The 15,215-nt window shown below is 72.0% G+C and carries 16 protein-coding genes; 12 read left to right on the forward strand and 4 right to left on the reverse strand.

All coding sequences use genetic code 11. The features are described from left to right. Window positions 1-112 precede the first annotated feature (112 nt). The 8 genes from ACH442_RS06565 (at window position 113) to ACH442_RS06600 (ending at window position 7,487) form a co-directional block, all read left to right on the forward strand. On the forward strand, window positions 113-1,282 hold the full coding sequence (locus ACH442_RS06565; protein WP_396336921.1) for an ABC transporter substrate-binding protein: 1,170 nt from the start codon (window positions 113-115) through the stop codon (window positions 1,280-1,282). Beyond that, complete coding sequence (locus ACH442_RS06570; protein WP_396336922.1) at window positions 1,279-2,043, forward strand: ABC transporter ATP-binding protein; 765 nt, start codon at window positions 1,279-1,281, stop codon at window positions 2,041-2,043. Before ACH442_RS06565 ends, ACH442_RS06570 begins: the two co-directional genes overlap by 4 nt. Next, window positions 2,040-2,699 carry an ABC transporter ATP-binding protein gene (locus ACH442_RS06575; protein WP_396336923.1) on the forward strand — a complete coding sequence of 220 codons (660 nt, stop codon included), beginning with the start codon at window positions 2,040-2,042 and terminating at the stop codon, window positions 2,697-2,699. The genes ACH442_RS06570 and ACH442_RS06575 overlap by 4 nt, the downstream gene beginning before the upstream one ends. Continuing rightward, entirely contained in the window at window positions 2,699-3,538 is an 840-nt protein-coding gene (locus tag ACH442_RS06580; protein WP_396336924.1) for a branched-chain amino acid ABC transporter permease, read from the forward strand. Before ACH442_RS06575 ends, ACH442_RS06580 begins: the two co-directional genes overlap by 1 nt. Further along, window positions 3,535-4,539 carry a branched-chain amino acid ABC transporter permease gene (locus ACH442_RS06585; protein WP_396336925.1) on the forward strand — a complete coding sequence of 335 codons (1,005 nt, stop codon included), beginning with the start codon at window positions 3,535-3,537 and terminating at the stop codon, window positions 4,537-4,539. The genes ACH442_RS06580 and ACH442_RS06585 overlap by 4 nt, the downstream gene beginning before the upstream one ends. After that, window positions 4,466-5,794, forward strand: coding sequence for a hypothetical protein (locus tag ACH442_RS06590; RefSeq protein ID WP_396336926.1), 1,329 nt, complete (start codon window positions 4,466-4,468; stop codon window positions 5,792-5,794). Before ACH442_RS06585 ends, ACH442_RS06590 begins: the two co-directional genes overlap by 74 nt. An 84-nt stretch (window positions 5,795-5,878) precedes the next feature. Further along, complete coding sequence (locus tag ACH442_RS06595; protein WP_396336927.1) at window positions 5,879-6,196, forward strand: hypothetical protein; 318 nt, start codon at window positions 5,879-5,881, stop codon at window positions 6,194-6,196. 13 nt (window positions 6,197-6,209) lie between these two features. After that, complete coding sequence (locus ACH442_RS06600) at window positions 6,210-7,487, forward strand: aminotransferase class V-fold PLP-dependent enzyme (protein ID WP_396336928.1); 1,278 nt, start codon at window positions 6,210-6,212, stop codon at window positions 7,485-7,487. Between the two features lie 165 nt (window positions 7,488-7,652). Here ACH442_RS06600 and ACH442_RS06605 read toward each other — a convergent pair whose 3' ends face one another. Beyond that, a complete protein-coding gene (locus ACH442_RS06605; RefSeq protein ID WP_396336929.1) occupies window positions 7,653-8,828 on the reverse strand; it encodes an MFS transporter in 1,176 nt (391 codons plus the stop codon). Window positions 8,829-8,886: 58 nt separating this feature from the next. Between ACH442_RS06605 and ACH442_RS06610 the strand changes: the two genes are divergently transcribed. After that, window positions 8,887-9,570 (forward strand): GntR family transcriptional regulator, encoded by a 684-nt coding sequence (locus ACH442_RS06610; RefSeq protein WP_396336930.1) that lies wholly within the window; start codon window positions 8,887-8,889, stop codon window positions 9,568-9,570. A gap of 129 nt (window positions 9,571-9,699) precedes the next feature. Here the strand turns inward: ACH442_RS06610 and ACH442_RS06615 are convergent, their stop codons facing one another. Then, complete coding sequence (locus tag ACH442_RS06615; RefSeq protein ID WP_396336931.1) at window positions 9,700-10,071, reverse strand: hypothetical protein; 372 nt, start codon at window positions 10,069-10,071, stop codon at window positions 9,700-9,702. Window positions 10,072-10,199: 128 nt separating this feature from the next. On the opposite strand from ACH442_RS06615, the gene ACH442_RS06620 reads away from it, so the two are divergent. Then, window positions 10,200-10,943 carry an alpha/beta fold hydrolase gene (locus ACH442_RS06620; RefSeq protein WP_396336932.1) on the forward strand — a complete coding sequence of 248 codons (744 nt, stop codon included), beginning with the start codon at window positions 10,200-10,202 and terminating at the stop codon, window positions 10,941-10,943. A 287-nt stretch (window positions 10,944-11,230) separates the two neighbouring features. After that, on the forward strand, window positions 11,231-11,494 hold the full coding sequence (locus ACH442_RS06625) for a hypothetical protein (protein WP_396336933.1): 264 nt from the start codon (window positions 11,231-11,233) through the stop codon (window positions 11,492-11,494). 362 nt (window positions 11,495-11,856) lie between these two features. Here ACH442_RS06625 and ACH442_RS06630 read toward each other — a convergent pair whose 3' ends face one another. Continuing rightward, window positions 11,857-12,393: a DUF1990 family protein gene (locus ACH442_RS06630; protein WP_396336934.1), complete on the reverse strand. Its 537-nt coding sequence runs from the start codon at window positions 12,391-12,393 to the stop codon at window positions 11,857-11,859. A 49-nt stretch (window positions 12,394-12,442) separates the two neighbouring features. Then, on the reverse strand, window positions 12,443-13,081 hold the full coding sequence (locus ACH442_RS06635) for a TetR family transcriptional regulator (protein WP_396336935.1): 639 nt from the start codon (window positions 13,079-13,081) through the stop codon (window positions 12,443-12,445). A gap of 158 nt (window positions 13,082-13,239) precedes the next feature. On the opposite strand from ACH442_RS06635, the gene ACH442_RS06640 reads away from it, so the two are divergent. Beyond that, window positions 13,240-15,147 (forward strand): HelD family protein, encoded by a 1,908-nt coding sequence (locus ACH442_RS06640; RefSeq protein WP_396337082.1) that lies wholly within the window; start codon window positions 13,240-13,242, stop codon window positions 15,145-15,147. Window positions 15,148-15,215: the final 68 nt, after the last annotated feature.

The raw sequence follows: 15,215 nt of genomic DNA on the forward strand, positions 1-15,215 counted from the left end.
GGCGGCATGTGAATCGATGTCGGGCAATTTCTTGACCAGCGTCAGATCCGCGCCTAACTTGACGACGAACAGGCATCCATCGGCCTTGATCAATAAAGTGAAAGCGGGCGACATGAAACGTCTCCTGTCATCCCTCGCCGCGCTCCTCCTCCTGACCACCGCGTGCAGCGGCGACAACAGCGGCGACAGTGCGAAAACCCTGAAGGTCGGCGCGATCCTGTCGCTGACCGGCAACTATGCGCCCCTGGGCAGCGAGGACAAGAAAGCCGTCGAGCTCGCCGTCCAGCAGATCAACAGCGCCGGCGGCTTGCTCGGCCGGCAGGTCGAGCTGCTCGTCCGCGACGACAAGAGCCAGCCCGAGCAGTCCGTCCTCAGCTTCAACGAGTTGAAGGGCGGCGGTGTGGCCGCGGTGATCGGCTCGCCGTTCTCCAACTCCGCGCTCGCGACGATCCCGCAGGTGGACCGCGCGAAGATCCCGTACGTCTCGCTCACCCCGGCCGACGAGCAGGTCACCCCGATCCATCCGGACGTCTTCGTGGTCCCGGCGACCTCCGCCACCTACGCCGACCGGATCCTGCAGTACTACCAGGCGCAAGGTTTCACCAAGGTCGCCGTCGCGCACGACTCCCGCAGCTCCTATGCGAACGCCGGGACGGCCGGCATGAAGAGCAAGGCCGCGCAGTACGGGGTCACGCTCGTCGCCGACGAGGAGTTCCAGACGACGACCACCGAGTTCAGCGCGGTTCTCAACCACGTCAAGGCGTCCGGCGCGCAGGCGCTGACCGTCTGGTCGACCGGCGCGCCCGCGGTCGCCTTCGCCAAGCAGTACGCGACCGCCGGTGCTGGCCTGCCGCTGATGTTCACCGGCTCGCAGGCCAGCACGCTCTGGCTCAAACCGACCGGGCCGGCGGCCGAGGGCGTCTTCGTCGCCAGTTCCATCGCCGTCGTCGGTGACGCGCTGCCGGCCGGCCCGCAGAAGACCGCGATCGAGGAGCTTTCGAAACCCTTCACCTCGCAGTACGGGTATCCGCCGCCCCAATTCGCCGCGGACGGCTACACCGGCGTGAAACTGCTGGCCGCGGCCGTGACGAAGGCGAACAGCGCCGAGCCGGAGAAGATCCGCGCGGCGTTCGAGGGCCTGACGTTGCTGACCCCGAACGGCACCTACAAGTACAGTGCCACCGACCACGCCGGGCTGACCGCCGACCACATCTCGATCAACGTGGTCAAGAACGGTCAGTTCGTCGCCACGGACTGGGCCAAGCAGAAGTTGCCGGCGTGACCGCGCTGCTGACGGTCGAGGGCATCACCCGCCGGTTCGGTGGCGTCCACGCGCTGCGCGACGTGCACCTCGACGTGCGCGAGGGGGAGACGCACGCCGTGATCGGCCCGAACGGCGCCGGCAAGTCGACCCTGTTCAAGCTGATCGGCGGCCAGCTCGCGGCCACGGCCGGCACGATCACCTACGCCGGTCGGCGCATCGACCGGCTCGCCCCGCACCGGCGGGCGCGGCAGGGCATCGCCATCGCGTTCCAGGACGCCCCGGTCTTCCACGGCATGACCGTCGCCGAGAACGCCATGGTCGGCACCCACGCGATCACCTCGGCCGGGCCACTCGCCGCGGTTCTGCGCCTGCCGCGCCATCGACGAGAAGAAATTCTTGCCCGTACGGCGGCCGCCCACGCCCTGCGCCGGGTGGCCCTCGACGGGTTCGCCGACCAGCCCGCCGAGTCCCTGCCCCTCGGCCGGCAGCGCGCGCTGCAGGTGGCCCGGGCGCTGTGCGGGCGGCCGCGGTTGCTGCTGCTGGACGAGCCGGCGTCCGGGCTGCGCGGTCCGGAGCGGTCGGCCCTGGCCGCCCTGATCGAGGATCTGCGCGGCGAGGGGATGTCGATCCTGCTGGTCGAGCACGACGTCGCGTTCGTGGCCCGGCTCGCCGACCGGGTGACCGTTCTCGACCTGGGCCGGGTCATCGCGACCGGAACCTACCAGCAGGTGCGGACGGATCCCGCGGTGATCGCGGCCTATCTGGGCGGACACGGATGATCGCCGAGGTGCGGGACCTGACCGTCCGCTACGAGGCGGCGACCGCCCTCGACGGGGTGAGCCTGCACGTCGGCGAAGGGGAACTCGTCGCGCTGATCGGACCGAACGGGGCGGGCAAGTCCACCCTGGTCAACGCGGTGTGCGGGATCCTGCGCGCGGCGGGCGGCTCGGTCGCCGTACGGGGGAACGTGGCTCTTGTTCCGGAGGGCCGGCATCTGTTCGGGTCGCTGAGCGTCGACGACAACCTGCGGCTCGGGGCTTGGCGCCGACGGCGGCGGGACACCGCGCACATCTACGGTTTGCTGCCTGAGCTGGAGAAACTGCGTGATCGCCCGGCCGGTCGGCTCTCCGGCGGGGAGCAGCAGATGGTGGCGCTCGGCCGCGCGCTGATGGCCCGCCCCGACCTGCTGGTCATCGACGAGATGTCGCTCGGCCTGGCTCCCAAGATCGTCGACGGTCTCGCCGCCCACCTGCGCGAACGCAACACCGTGGACGGCCTCGCGGTGCTGCTCATCGAGCAGAACGCGCGGCTGGCCCTGGATCTCTGTTCCCGGGCGTACGTCCTGGAGGCCGGACGCGTCGTCGCCGAGGGCCCGTCCGCGGAGCTGGCCGGCAGTCCCGAGGTCGCCGCCGCCTACCTCGGTCTGGAGGCGTGATGACCGAACTTGTCCAGTACCTGATCACCGGGGTCGGAGTCGGGTGCGCGTATGCGCTCCTCGGCAGCGGACTCGTGGTCGTCTATCGGGTCACGCGGGTGGTCAATTTCGCCCAGGGGAGTTTCGCGGTGGTAGCCGCGCTGACGGTCACCACGCTGCTCGCGGCGGGCCTGCCGCACGGGCTCGCCGAGGGGCTGGCCGTCCTGCTGGCGGCCGGGATCGGGCTGCTCACGGGACTGGTCGCGACGGGCAAGCCGGGCACCACCCCGCAGTCGGCGCTGATCGTGACGCTGGGTCTGGGCGTGTTCGCGTACGCCGTCGACATTCTCTTCTGGGGTGATCAGCCGCGGTCATTCCCGGGGCTGTCCGGCACCGTCGCCGGGGTGCAGAGCCACTACCTGCTGATCGCCGCCGTCACCGCCGTGGTCCTGGCCGGCACCGCGCTGCTGTTCGCCCGCACCGACCTGGGCCGGGCGCTGACCGCGACCGCCGAGGACCGGTACGCGGCCCGCGTCGTCGGCATCGACGTGGTCCGGATGGGGCTGCTCGCGTTCGCGGTCGGCGGCGCGCTCGGCGGTCTCGCCGGGGTGCTGATCACACCGGTGCAGCAGGTCACGTTCGACAGCGACGTGGCGCTGGTCGTCAACGGGTTCTCCGCGGCCATCCTCGGCAACCTGACCCGGCCGGGTCTCACGCTCGCCGGCGGGCTGCTGCTCGGCGTGGTCCAGGCCCTGGTCGGCGGCTACGGCAGCACGTCCTACCAGACCGAGGTGGCGCTGGTCCTGATGCTGGCCGTGCTGATCGTGCGGGCCGGCGCGACCCGGGTGGAGACGGCATGAAGTGGGTCCCGTTCGTCGTCGCCGCCGCGATCGTGCCGGTGTTCCTGGGGCCGGGGCAGCTCACCGTCTACGTCCTGCTCGGGCTCGCGGCGATGGCCGTCGTCGGGTTGTCGCTGCTGATGGGCTACGCCGGGCAGGTGTCGCTAGGGCAGGCGTCGTTCACCGCGATCGGCGCCTACACCGCCGGGCTGCTCGCCGTGCACGGCGTCCCGCCGCTGATCGGGCTGGCCGCGGCGCCGGTCGCGGCGGCTCTGGCGGCACTCGTCGTCGGCGTGCCGATCCTGCGGCTGCGCGGGCACCAGCTCGCCTTCGCGACGCTCGCCCTGCAGCTCATCCTGCTGTCGGTGCTCGGCGACGCGGACTGGGCCGGCGGCGCGATCGGCCTGCAGGGGCTGCCCTACCTGTCGGTCCCCGGCTTCGAGCTGAACCAGGACCGCCACTACGCCTACCTCGTGCTGGCCGGCGTCGTGCTGACCGCGGTGGTCGCGTCGGCACTGGTCCGGTCGCGCGTCGGCCGCGGGTTGCGCGCGCTGGCCACCGCTCCGGTCGCCGCGCAGGCCAGCGGGGTGCCGGTGGGCGCGTACCGGCTGCTGGTCTTCGCCGTCTCGGCCGCCTTCGCCGGCCTCGCCGGCGGCATCTACGCCTTCTTCGTCGGCTACCTCGCGCCGGGCTCCTTCCCGGTCCTGCTCTCCATCGAGTACGTCGTGATGGCCGTCGTCGGCGGCCTCGGCAGCATCGCCGGGGCGATCCTCGGCGCGACCCTGATCACGCTGGTCGTCCAGGCGCTGACCAGCCTCGCCACGCAACCCGGCATGCCCGGTTACGCGCCGGGCGTCCTCTCGTACGCGGTCTACGCCGTGCTTCTGATCGTGACCGTCCTCTTCGTCCCCCGGGGCGTCGTCCCCGCGCTCAGCCGGAGGTTCCGCCGTGAAACGTCTCCTGGCCGCCCTGCCCCTGTCGATCGCGCTCCTGCTCGGGCCAACCCCGGCGCAGGCCGCTGACACCCACTACACGGGTTCGCTGCCGGACGGCGCGACCTGGATCGCCGACATCCCCGCCGACTGGCACGGCACCCTGATTCTTTTCAGCCACGGCTTCGGCTCGCTGACCGCGGCGGACGCGCCGGGCGAGGAGGCGAAGCGGGCGCTGCTCGACCGCGGGTACGGCCTCGTCGGCTCCTCCTACGACCCGAACGGATCGCTCTGGGCCCTCGAGAGCGCGGCCCGCGACCAGTTCGCCGCGCTCGCCGCCATCGAGGGCATCGTCGGGCCGGCGCGGGTCACCATCGCCTACGGCCAGTCGATGGGCGGGCTGGTCAGCACGCAGGAAGCCGAGAACGCCCGAGGCGGCCTGGACGCGGCGGTCTCCACGTGCGGGCTGCTCGGCGGCGGCATCGACCTGAACAACTACCAGCTCGACGGCGAGTACGCCCTCGCGCGGCTGCTCGCCCCGGACGAGGACATCCGGCTGGTCGGCTACGCGTCCCCGGCCGACGGCGCGGCCGCCGCCGCCCGGCTCGTGTCCCTGGCGACCGACGCCCGGGGCACGGCGGCCGGGCGGGCCCGGGTCGCGCTCGGCACCGCCCTGCTCGCCATGCCGACCTGGTCGGCGGCGCAGGCCACGCCGCCCGCGGACGCGGAAGGGATCGCACAGGCCCAGTTCGACTGGTTCACCGCCGCGGCGCCGTTCATCATGCCGTCCCGCTACTTCATCGAGCTCAGCGCCGGTGGCAACGCGTCCTGGAACACCGGCGTCAACTATGCGGAGCTGCTGGCTCGATCGCCGTACCGGAAAACGGTCCTGGATCTTTACCGCGCCGCGGGCCTGGACCCGCGCGCCGACCTGGCCGACCTGACCCGGCACGCCTCGACCCGCGCCGACCGGGCCGCGGTCGCCGACCTGACCCGCAGCTCCACGCTGACCGGGCGGCTCGACGTGCCGATGCTGACCATGCACACCGTCTACGACCAGCTGGCGCCGGTCGAGTACGAGAACCGGTACGCCGAGCAGGCGCGGACTCCGCTGCTGCGGCAGTCCTACGTCGCGCGGCGCGGTCATTGCGCGTTCACCCCGTCCGAGCAGATTGCGGCAATCCAGGCGGCCGAGCACAGAGCGGTCACCGGGCGCTGGGACGGGACCGCCACCGCACAAAATCTTCAGAAGGCCGCCCTCGCCCTGAATCTCGGCGACACACCCGCGTTTACCGGCTTCCGGCCTGGGCCGTTGGTCAGCCATCGTCGACTGTGGATCGACTGAACGAACCCGGGCGGCTCGGCGAATCGCCGTCGACATCCCGGCTCGGGGCTATTACCTGCAACAATCTGGCCCTACAGTACGCGCGTGGCAATGATGGACATCAAGAACAGCGGCACCGGGTGGCTCGTCATGTGGCTCGAGCCGCTCGGTGAGGACCGCTGGCTCAAGCCCGGTGAGAAGTTCCGCGTCCAGGCCGACTACACCGGCACGGAGTCGCCGTTCACCGTCGACCACTGGACCGACCCGGCCGACCGCGCCGCCGGCATCGAGCACATGTCGGTCTGGATCGAGTACGGGGACTGCTACGCCAAGGTCACCGACGAGGCCGGTGCCGTGATCGAATGCGGACACCAGCGGCCGGCCGCCGTCGACCACGAGTGGGCCGACGCGCGCGCCGCATAGCAGACTGGGGCCCATGGTCCTCGACGTCGCCGCACTGCGGTCCCACTTCCCTTCCCTCGACCACGGCCTGGCCTTCTTCGACGGGCCGGGCGGCACCCAGACGCCGCGTCCGGTCGGCGAGGCGATCGTCGCGACGATGACCGGGCCGATCTCCAACCGCGGCACGATCAGCACTACCGAGCGCACCGCGGACCGGGTCGTCACCGAGTTCCGCGCCGCCTACGCCGACCTGCTCGGCGTGCCGGCCGGCGGGATCGTGCACGGGCGCAGCGCGACCCAGCTCACCTACGACTTCTCCCGCCACCTGGCCAGGACGTGGCAGCCCGGGGACGAGATCGTCGTCAGCCGGCTCGACCACGACGCCAACGTGCGCCCGTGGATCCAGGCCGCCGAACAGGCCGGGGTCACGGTGCGCTGGATCGAGCTGGACGGCGCGTCGCTCGATCTGGACACGTACCGGCCGGGGGAGCGCACCCGGCTGGTCGCGGTCACCGCCGCCTCGAACGTGCTCGGCACGAAACCGCCGCTGCCGGAGATCGCGGAGCGGGCCCGGGCGGCCGGTGCGCTGGTCTGGGTCGACGGGGTGCACTACGCGGCCCACGACCTCGTCGACGTGGACGCGCTCGGGGCGGACTTCTTCGTCTGCTCGCCGTACAAGTTCTTCGGGCCGCACTGCGGCGTGCTGGCCGCTTCGCCGGCGCTGCTGGAGACGCTCCGGCCGGACAAGCTGGTGCCGTCGACGAACGCGGTGCCGGAGCGCTTCGAGTTCGGCACGCTGCCCTACGAGCAGCTGGCCGGTGCGACCGCCGCCGTCGACTTCCTCGCCGCCGTCGCCTCGGTCTCGGCCCGCCCCGCTCCCGCCTCGGTCTCGGCCCGCGCCGTTTCCCGCCCGGCCCCGGCGGCTGGTGGCGCCGGTGGTTCGCCGGCCGGTCCCGGATCGCGCCGGGATCGGCTGGCCGCGTCGTTCGCGGCGATCCACGAGCACGAGCTGGCGCTGCGGGCGCGACTGGAGGAGGGGCTGCGCTCGCTCGGCGACGCGATCACGGTCCACTCGACGGCGCCCGACCGCACCCCGACGACGCTGATCACGCTGGAGGGGCGCGACGCCCGCGAGGCCCAGATCCACCTCGCCGGGCTGGGGGTGCTGGCGCCGGCCGGTTCGTTCTACGCCTACGAGCCGTTCCGGGCGTTGAAGCTGACCGACCCCGCGCTCCGGGTCGGCCTCGCCCCCTACAACACCCCGGAGGAGATCGACCGGTTCCTCACCGGGCTCGCCGGCTTCCTGCGCTGACCAGATGGTCCTCACCGTGATCATGAGGCACGAACGACCACGGTGAGGGCCGGCCGGAGGCGGGACCGTCGGCGCGGGACTCGCGGCTCGGCCTTGCGTGCGGGGCGTCGGGGGTGCCGGGGCGTGCTCACGACGTACTGAGGAAGGGCCTCGACTGTGGTGGGGTCACCCCGCGTGCTGGTCGGCGGGCGGGACCAGCGGGATCGAGGCCAGCGGCGTCAACGCGACGAGTCCGAACGTGATCGGGTAGCCGACCGCCGCCACCAGCGCGCCGATTCCCGGGCCGACCGCCGCGGCGACCAGGAACTGGCCGGTGTTCTGCACGCCGAGCGCCTTGCCGGACCAGCCCGGCCCGGCCGCCTCGGCGACCGACGTGAACGCGAGCCCGTTGTCGGCGACGCTGACGGTCGCCGCCGCGATCAGCACGATGCCGGACGCGACCGGCCAGTGCAGCGCGTCCGCCGCGGCCAGCGCCAGCATCACGACGACGCCGGAGACCGCGACCCAGCGCAGCACCCGCACCCGGCTGCCGACCTTGTCGCTGAGGTGCCCGACCGCGATCCGGCCGAGGGCGCCGACCGCCTGGGAGGCCGCGACGACGGCACCGGCCACCCCCGGCGCCCAGCCGGGCCCGGTGATCAGCCAGACCAGCCCGAACGTGGCCAGGGTGAACTGCGGCACCACCAGCAGTGCGGAGATCACGTGGATGCGGGCGAGGAAACCGTTGCCACGGTACGGGTTCGGCGCGGGTTCCGCGGTGGCCGGTGGGCGCGGCGGGTCGGTGATGCCGACGGCGCACGCGGCGGCCAGCAGCGCGGTGAGAACGGCGGCGACGACGAACGGCGCCGGGATGCCGAAGTGCCCGGCCAGCGGCGGGACGATCACGGCGGCGATCGCCACGCCCAGCGGCTGGGCCATCTGCCGGATGCCCATCGCCAGCCCACGCCGTGACCGCGGGAACCAGCCGGCCACGACCCGCCCCGACGCGGCGTTGCTGCTGACCGACGCGGCGCCGCCGAGCAGCAGCGCGGCGCCGAGCAGGGGATAGCCGGTCGCGACGGCGGCGAGCAGGGCGAAGCCCGCGGTCAGGGTCAGCCCGCCGGCGATCACCCAGCGCTCGCCGTAGCGGTCGGCGAGCGCACCCCAGAGCACCAGCGTGAAGACCGTCCCGAAGTTCGGCGCGGCGGCGAACAGCCCGGCCTCGGCGAGTGTCAGCCCGCGGTGCAGATGCAGCAGTGGAATGAGGTACGCCGGGGTGCTGACCAGCATGGCACCGGCGGCCTGGGCGGCGACCGAGAGGGCGAGCATCCGCCAGGCGGCGGGTGGGACGGTGTGCGGCATGACGGTCCCCTTCTCCTGGGATACCGAAGCAGGATACCAATCTGGTATACCAGTAGGCATGACCCGTCCAAGCAGTGAGAAGGACGCCTACGAGCGGCTCCGGTCGGCCATCCTCACGCTCGACCTCGTCCCTGGTGAACGGCTCAGCGAGCGCGGCCTGGAAACCCGGCTCGGCGCCTCCCGCACCCCGATCCGGGCCGCGCTGTCGCGCCTGCAGGGAGAGGGCCTCACTGAGCGTGCCGGTTCGGGCTGGCAGGTCACGGCGATCGACATGACCGAGATCCGGGCCGTGGTCGAGTACCGGGCGGCGATCGAGACCGCCGCGGTCGCCCTCGCCGTCGAGCGCGCCTCAGCGGAGGAACTCGCCGCGCTGCGGACACTGGCCGAGACCCACGGCGACACCCGGGACGACACCGCCGACCTGCGTGAACGCACCGACTTCCACGTCATGCTGACCGGGCTGGCCGGCAACCGGTTCCTGGCCGCCGCGGCCGTGGACGCGCTCACCCGGCTGGCCCGGACGCGCTGGCTGGGCGTGCACACCGCCGAGTCGCGGGTACGGTCCCGAGCCGAGCACCTGGAGATCGTCGCCGCGGTCGAGGCGCGGGACGCGGGGCGGGCGGTGGCGCTGCTGACCGCGCACAGCCGGGACTCGGGGGAGCGGCTGCTGGCCCACCTCGCCGAGGAGCGGCGGCGGTTGCGCGGTCACGGCCTGTCCATCGTCGACTCGAGCGGCGCCTGACCGCATCGTACTCAGCTCACCGCCAGCCTCCCCACCTCGCAGTGGCATGCCGCGCCGAGTGCTGATGCAGCTGGACGACGGCTTCGAGATCACCGCTGAGCCCGGCCGGGGGCGGGTGCGCCTTCGTGCCTAGGCATGACCTCGCCATTCGCACAGGATGGCCCAGCCCTCGACCGCATGATTCACCCACCGGTCCTTCCTGGCGCCCAGCTCGCGTTCAGCCGTCGACAAGGCTTCGGCCTCGTCGTGGGCGACGAAGTTCATCGGCAGGTCCGCAGCCGCGACCAACTCCGGCACGCCGTGCTGTTCAAGCGCCCGGATGTCGACCGCGAGGTCGTCCTCGTGGGCCGACACCAGGACGCCCGGTGCATCGGCGAGTGGGTCGACACGGACCCATCGGACTCGCCATACCCCGTCGCGCCGGACCGTTCCGAGGCACTGGTCCACCGCGGTCATCCACATCAGTGCCATGACGGGCGAGGTCGGCTCCAGATACCTCACGGACTTCAGGATGACCCACGGAATGGTCAACGCGGAAGCTCCATGTCGCCGGCCAGGCACCAGAAGAAGGGCGCCGAGCCCCGCCGCACTGGTCGAACGACGGACGGGACGGTGGCACACTTCGGGGAATGGATGAGGGGCTTCGCGCGCACGGCGGCGGCACCGGCGAGCCGCTGCTGCTCCTGCTGCACGGTCTCGGCGCGACCGGCGACGTGTGGTCGGCCTGGTCTCCGCTGCTGGAGAAGCACTGGCCGGGCCGCTGGCTGGCCCCGGACCTGCCCGGTCACGGCAACTCCCCGCCGCTGCCGGAGTACTCGTTCGACGCTCTCGCCGAAGCCGTCGCCCCGCTCGTCGAGCCCGGCCGCACGGTCCTTCTCGGCCATTCGCTCGGCGGCGTCGTGGCCTTGGCGCTGGCCGCCCGGGTGCCGGTGACCGCGGTCGTCGGGCTCGGCGTCAAGGCCGTCTGGACCGCCGGCGAACTGGCCCGGGCGCAGGCTCTCGCGCAGCGTCCGGTCACCTGGTTCGGCACCCGCGAGGAGGCGGTCGCCCGGTATCTGCGGGTCTCCGGGCTGGCCGGTCTGCTTGCCGAGGACGACCCGGCCGCACTCGCGGGCGTCCACGAGCGGGACGGCCAGTGGCGGCTCGCGCTCGACCCGCGCGCGTTCGGGGTGGGTGCGCCCGACCTGCCGGCACTGGTGGCCCGCGTGCGGGTGCCGGTGACCTTGGCGCGGGGCGAGCACGACCCGATGAACTCCGATGAGCAGTTGGAACAGCTCGGGGTTCCGGCCGTCACGGTGCCCGGATCGGGTCACAACGCGCATGTCGAGGACCCGGATTCATGCGTACGCCTATTGATGAATTTTGATTCCTGAAAGTCTCCATCGTCACGGTGGGCCGCCTGTTCCTGCCTGTTCCCGCCTGTTCCTGCCTGTTCCCGCCGGTGAGCGACGCGGTCGCGGAACTCGCCTCGATCGACCGGTGGACCGGCGTACTCCCGCCGGCCAGCCGTGCCCTGCCCGGTTCTGATCGCCGGGGTCGACGCCACGCCGCCACTCCTCCTGGAGTACCACCCCGGATCCACCGGCTCGTCGCCGCCGGCTGAACCGGTTCGCTCCACACGGTGTAGTCGTCCATGGCTGGGTTTCCACCCTTGGAGGCCATGATGATGACCGACCTGATCACCAACCTGCGAGACGTCTTTCCCGACCTGCGGATCGAGCGACTGCCGGTCATCGGACGGCGGGCCGACGACGACACCGTCTGGTACCTGGGCCGCCGCGGCCACCGCGACGAAGTCGAGGTCGACACGAAACCGGGCGGCGCACTGCCGTTCACCCTGGTCAGCCGACAGGTCCGCATCGACGCCGAGAACGTTCGCGACGCCGTCCTCAAAGTCACCGAATGGCTGGACGTCGACGCCTGATCAGCGTTGCAGCATCACCGTCACGGTGGTCTGCTCGATCTGCGAGAACGGGCAGCCCGGGCTCCCGGTGACCGGCGCCGGTGTCGATCTCCTCCCCGGCTGCGCCCCGCCATCGCGGCATGGATCTGTCCTTCCTGGCCGAGCGCTCCCTCGCGGCCGACCCGGTAGCGCCCCGGCCCCTGCGGCGGCTGGATGCCCCCGATGGTGTTCCCCATGTCGTCGCCCGCTTGGAGACGCCCGGACGAGCAATCCCACAGGCCCGGCCTCGACAACCGCGGTGCGGGCCGGTGGAAACCGCCGCGCAGTCACCTGCTGGATCATGGGGGCCACCTGTGCCACCGGCCGGCACTCGAACCGGAATCTCAGCAACCCGTCACCCCGAGGTGCCGGAGAGCGGAAACGTAACGGTCGGTGACGAATGCCTGGACGAGCCGCGTGACCGGTCCGCCGGCCCGTGCCAGCAGGGTCGCCGGCCGGCTGAAGGCGCGGATCCGTGCCCGGACGTCACCGTTCTGTTCCAGCGTGACGAGGAACGCCTCTTCTCCCTGTTCGGGGTGGCCGGGAAGGGTTCCGTAGGCGAATCCGCGGCGGGTGTCCGTCTCTTCGAGATAGACCACCTGGCAGGGAATGGTGAGGCGCAGCGGCCCGAGACCGGCGTGCAGGGTGACGACAGCGCCGACGACGGCTCGCGGAGCGTCACTGACCGGTGCGAGGCCGGCTTCACGGTGCATCTGCCACCGGAACAGCCCGTCGGCTGCTTTCTCGAAAGTGGCCCGGCCGCGCCCGATCACGACGTCGCGGGCCGCATGGCCGTATCCGCTCGGCAGCGAACCGTCACGCGTCGCGCCGACCTCGGGATACGTCAGGTCGGGGAGGGTCTTGTCCGACGGATCTCGCATCGGACCCACGATACTGGCGGATCAGCCTCGGGGCTGAGTCGCGGCGGGTTCAGTGGAAGGTGAGGCCGGCGCGGAGCTGGGCGAACGCCCGCTCGGCGGCCTCCACCGCGACCGGGTGCAGCGCGTCGGCCGATTCCCCGCCGGACAGCCGCCGCCAGTTCTCCCGGGCCAGGACCCGCTGCACGGCCAGGATCTGCGCCGCCGCCAGCCGCGCGGTCAGCGCGTCGGCAACGGCCGGGAGCAGCGCTTCGGCCAGGCTCTCCTCGTCGCGCGCCTGGAACTCGTGCACCCGCGTCGCCAGGCTCGGCGTGGAAAAGACAAGATCATGAAAGGCCAGGATCTCCCGTACGTCGTTGAGCCCGGTCACCGGGTCGCGGGCGTCGAGCCCGGCCCGGAAGTGCCGGTGCAGCGCGTCGACCGGCGACTCGCCCCGGGCGCGGGCGGCGACGACGCGCGCGGGCTCGCCGGAGTGGTCCGCGATCCGGTGCAGGACCAGGTCTTCCTTCGACGCGAAGTAGCGGAAAAGGGTCGGCTTGGAGATCTCCGCGGCGGCGGCGACATCGTTCACGGACACGCGGTCGAAGCCCTGCTCCAGGAACATCGCGATGGCTGTCTCGGACACCGCGTCGAACGTCCGCCGCTTCTTCAGCTCCCGCAGACCCGGCCCGGCCGCACCCTGCTCACTCACGGCGCGACTCTATCACTCGGTTAAATTCGTAACCGAGTAACGTTTATGACTGAGTTACGCTATTGTCGGCGGCTCAGGCCGTACGCGGGAAGGGTTGTGACGTGGATCTGGATCTCGAGTTGGCCTTTCTCGACCGAGTTCATGCAGCTCAGAGCTGGATGCTCGACCACGCTCGGGTGCGCGTTGCCACCGGCGCGGAGGTGGCCGGCGATCGCTACACGGCGGAGACGCTCGGGCGGATGCTGAAGAGCCACGTGAAAGAGCTCGCCGAGGAGCCGGACGGAGCTCCCTATTTCGGGCGGCTCACCTTTGACGACTCGGACAGCGCCGGTGATCATCGCGGGCAGCGGTACCGCATCGGGCGGCGGCGGATCACCGAGGAGCAGGGGTCGCCGCTGGTCATCGACTGGCGCGCGCCTGTCTCGTCGCTCTTCTACCGGGCGAGTCCGAGCGATCGGCGCGGCGTCGCGGTGCGCCGGCGCTATGGCTGGACCCCGCGTCCGCCGATCCGCCTGACCGGTTTCGAGGATGAGCACCTCGACCTCGGCGAGCAGCTCGGCACGTCCAGCCGGCTGCTCGCCGAGGAGATCGAACGTCCCCGTGTCGGCCCCATGCGGGACATCGTGGCGACCATCCAGCCGGAGCAGGACGAACTTGTCCGGGCCCATCTCGATCAGTCACTGTGCGTGCAGGGCGGCCCCGGCACCGGCAAGACCGCGGTCGGGCTGCACCGCGCGGCGTACCTGCTCTACGCCCACCGCCGCCAGTTGAAACGCACCGGTGTCCTGGTCGTCGGCCCGAACCCGGAGTTCCTGCGCTACATCGCCGCGGTGCTGCCCGCGCTCGGCGAGGTCGACGTCCAGCAGAGCACCCTCGAAGGTTTGCTCGCCGAACAGGCACCCGTCGCCACCGACAGTGACCAGACCGCCCGCCTCAAACACGACGTCCGGATGGCTGAGGTGATCCGGCGTGCGCTGAGCGGCCTGATCAGCGACCCCGCCGAGGGCATCGTCCTCGCCGACGGCTCGTTCCGGCTGCGCCTCCCGGCCCCGGCGCTGCTGCGGGAGATCGCCAGGATCAAGACCGAGAATTTGCCGTACGGCGTGGGCCGTGACCGATTCCGCACCCGCATCGTCGCGCTGCTGCAACGCCAGTCGGAGTACCACGGCGAGTCACCGAACCGGAAGTGGCTCGACCGGATCGGCCGGGCCCGTCCCGTCGCCGACCTGCTCGACGCCTGCTGGCCGCGGATCCGTCCGGCCGAACTGCTGACCCGGCTGCTCGGCGACCCGGCGTTCCTGCACCGCGCCGCCGACGGCCTCCTGACCGATTCCGAGCAGTCGGCGCTGCTCTGGGCCAGGCCGCCGCGCAGCTTCAAGAGCGCCAAGTGGACGGCCGCCGACCTGGTGCTGCTGGACGAGATCGCCGGCGCGATCCACCACCCCGACGGGTTCGGGCACATCGTCGTCGACGAGGCGCAGGACCTGTCACCGATGCAGTGCCGGGTCCTCGCCCGGCGCAGCCGCCACGGGTCGCTGACCGTGCTCGGGGACCTGGCCCAGGGCACCAGCGCGTGGGCCGCCGCCGGTTGGCGGGCGCAGCTGGCACACCTCGGGAAGCCGGACGCGCCGGTCACGGCGTTGACGCTGGGCTTCCGGGTGCCGGCGGTCGTCCTGTCGTACGCCAACAAGCTCTTGCCTGATCTCGGTGCCGACGTGCCCGAGGCACGATCGGTGCGCTCCGACGGCGAGCTGTGCGTCCGGGCGGTCACGGATCTGGCGACGTCCGTTGCCGATCATGTCGCGGCGGCGCTGGAGGCGGCGGGCTCGGTCGCGGTGATCGCCGCGGACAGCCGCGTCGCGCGGCTCGGGCCGTTCGGCAGCGACCGGGTGACGCTGCTTCCCGCGAGCCTCGCCAAGGGGCTGGAGTTCGACCATGTGATCGTCGTCGAGCCGGCCGAGATCGTCGCCGCCGAGCCGCGCGGGCTGAACCGGCTCTACGTCGTGCTCACCCGGGCGGTCTCCCGCCTGGACGTCCTGCACACCGGCCCGGCCGGCCCGGTCTGACGCTCACCGCCGGCTTGCCGGCACCGCCGGCCCCGCTTTCGGGTCGGCCCGGCTCTGGTGCCGGCCCG

The sequence above is a fragment of the Actinoplanes sp. NPDC020271 genome, assembly GCF_044388125.1.
Taxonomy (GTDB): Bacteria; Actinomycetota; Actinomycetes; order Mycobacteriales; family Micromonosporaceae; genus Actinoplanes.

What these genes read in the sequence shown, in the direction of transcription:
- ACH442_RS06565 (WP_396336921.1), top strand. Translation starts at nt 113, where the DNA reads ATGAAACGTCTCCTGTCATCCCTCGCCGCGCTCCTCCTCCTGACCACC.
- ACH442_RS06575 (WP_396336923.1), top strand. Translation starts at nt 2,040, where the DNA reads ATGATCGCCGAGGTGCGGGACCTGACCGTCCGCTACGAGGCGGCGACC.
- ACH442_RS06580 (WP_396336924.1), top strand. Translation starts at nt 2,699, where the DNA reads ATGACCGAACTTGTCCAGTACCTGATCACCGGGGTCGGAGTCGGGTGC.
- ACH442_RS06585 (WP_396336925.1), top strand. Translation starts at nt 3,535, where the DNA reads ATGAAGTGGGTCCCGTTCGTCGTCGCCGCCGCGATCGTGCCGGTGTTC.
- ACH442_RS06600 (WP_396336928.1), top strand. Translation starts at nt 6,210, where the DNA reads ATGGTCCTCGACGTCGCCGCACTGCGGTCCCACTTCCCTTCCCTCGAC.
- ACH442_RS06605 (WP_396336929.1), bottom strand. Translation starts at nt 8,828, where the DNA reads ATGCCGCACACCGTCCCACCCGCCGCCTGGCGGATGCTCGCCCTCTCG.
- ACH442_RS06610 (WP_396336930.1), top strand. Translation starts at nt 8,887, where the DNA reads ATGACCCGTCCAAGCAGTGAGAAGGACGCCTACGAGCGGCTCCGGTCG.
- ACH442_RS06620 (WP_396336932.1), top strand. Translation starts at nt 10,200, where the DNA reads ATGGATGAGGGGCTTCGCGCGCACGGCGGCGGCACCGGCGAGCCGCTG.
- ACH442_RS06625 (WP_396336933.1), top strand. Translation starts at nt 11,231, where the DNA reads ATGATGATGACCGACCTGATCACCAACCTGCGAGACGTCTTTCCCGAC.
- ACH442_RS06630 (WP_396336934.1), bottom strand. Translation starts at nt 12,393, where the DNA reads ATGCGAGATCCGTCGGACAAGACCCTCCCCGACCTGACGTATCCCGAG.
- ACH442_RS06640 (WP_396337082.1), top strand. Translation starts at nt 13,240, where the DNA reads ATGCTCGACCACGCTCGGGTGCGCGTTGCCACCGGCGCGGAGGTGGCC.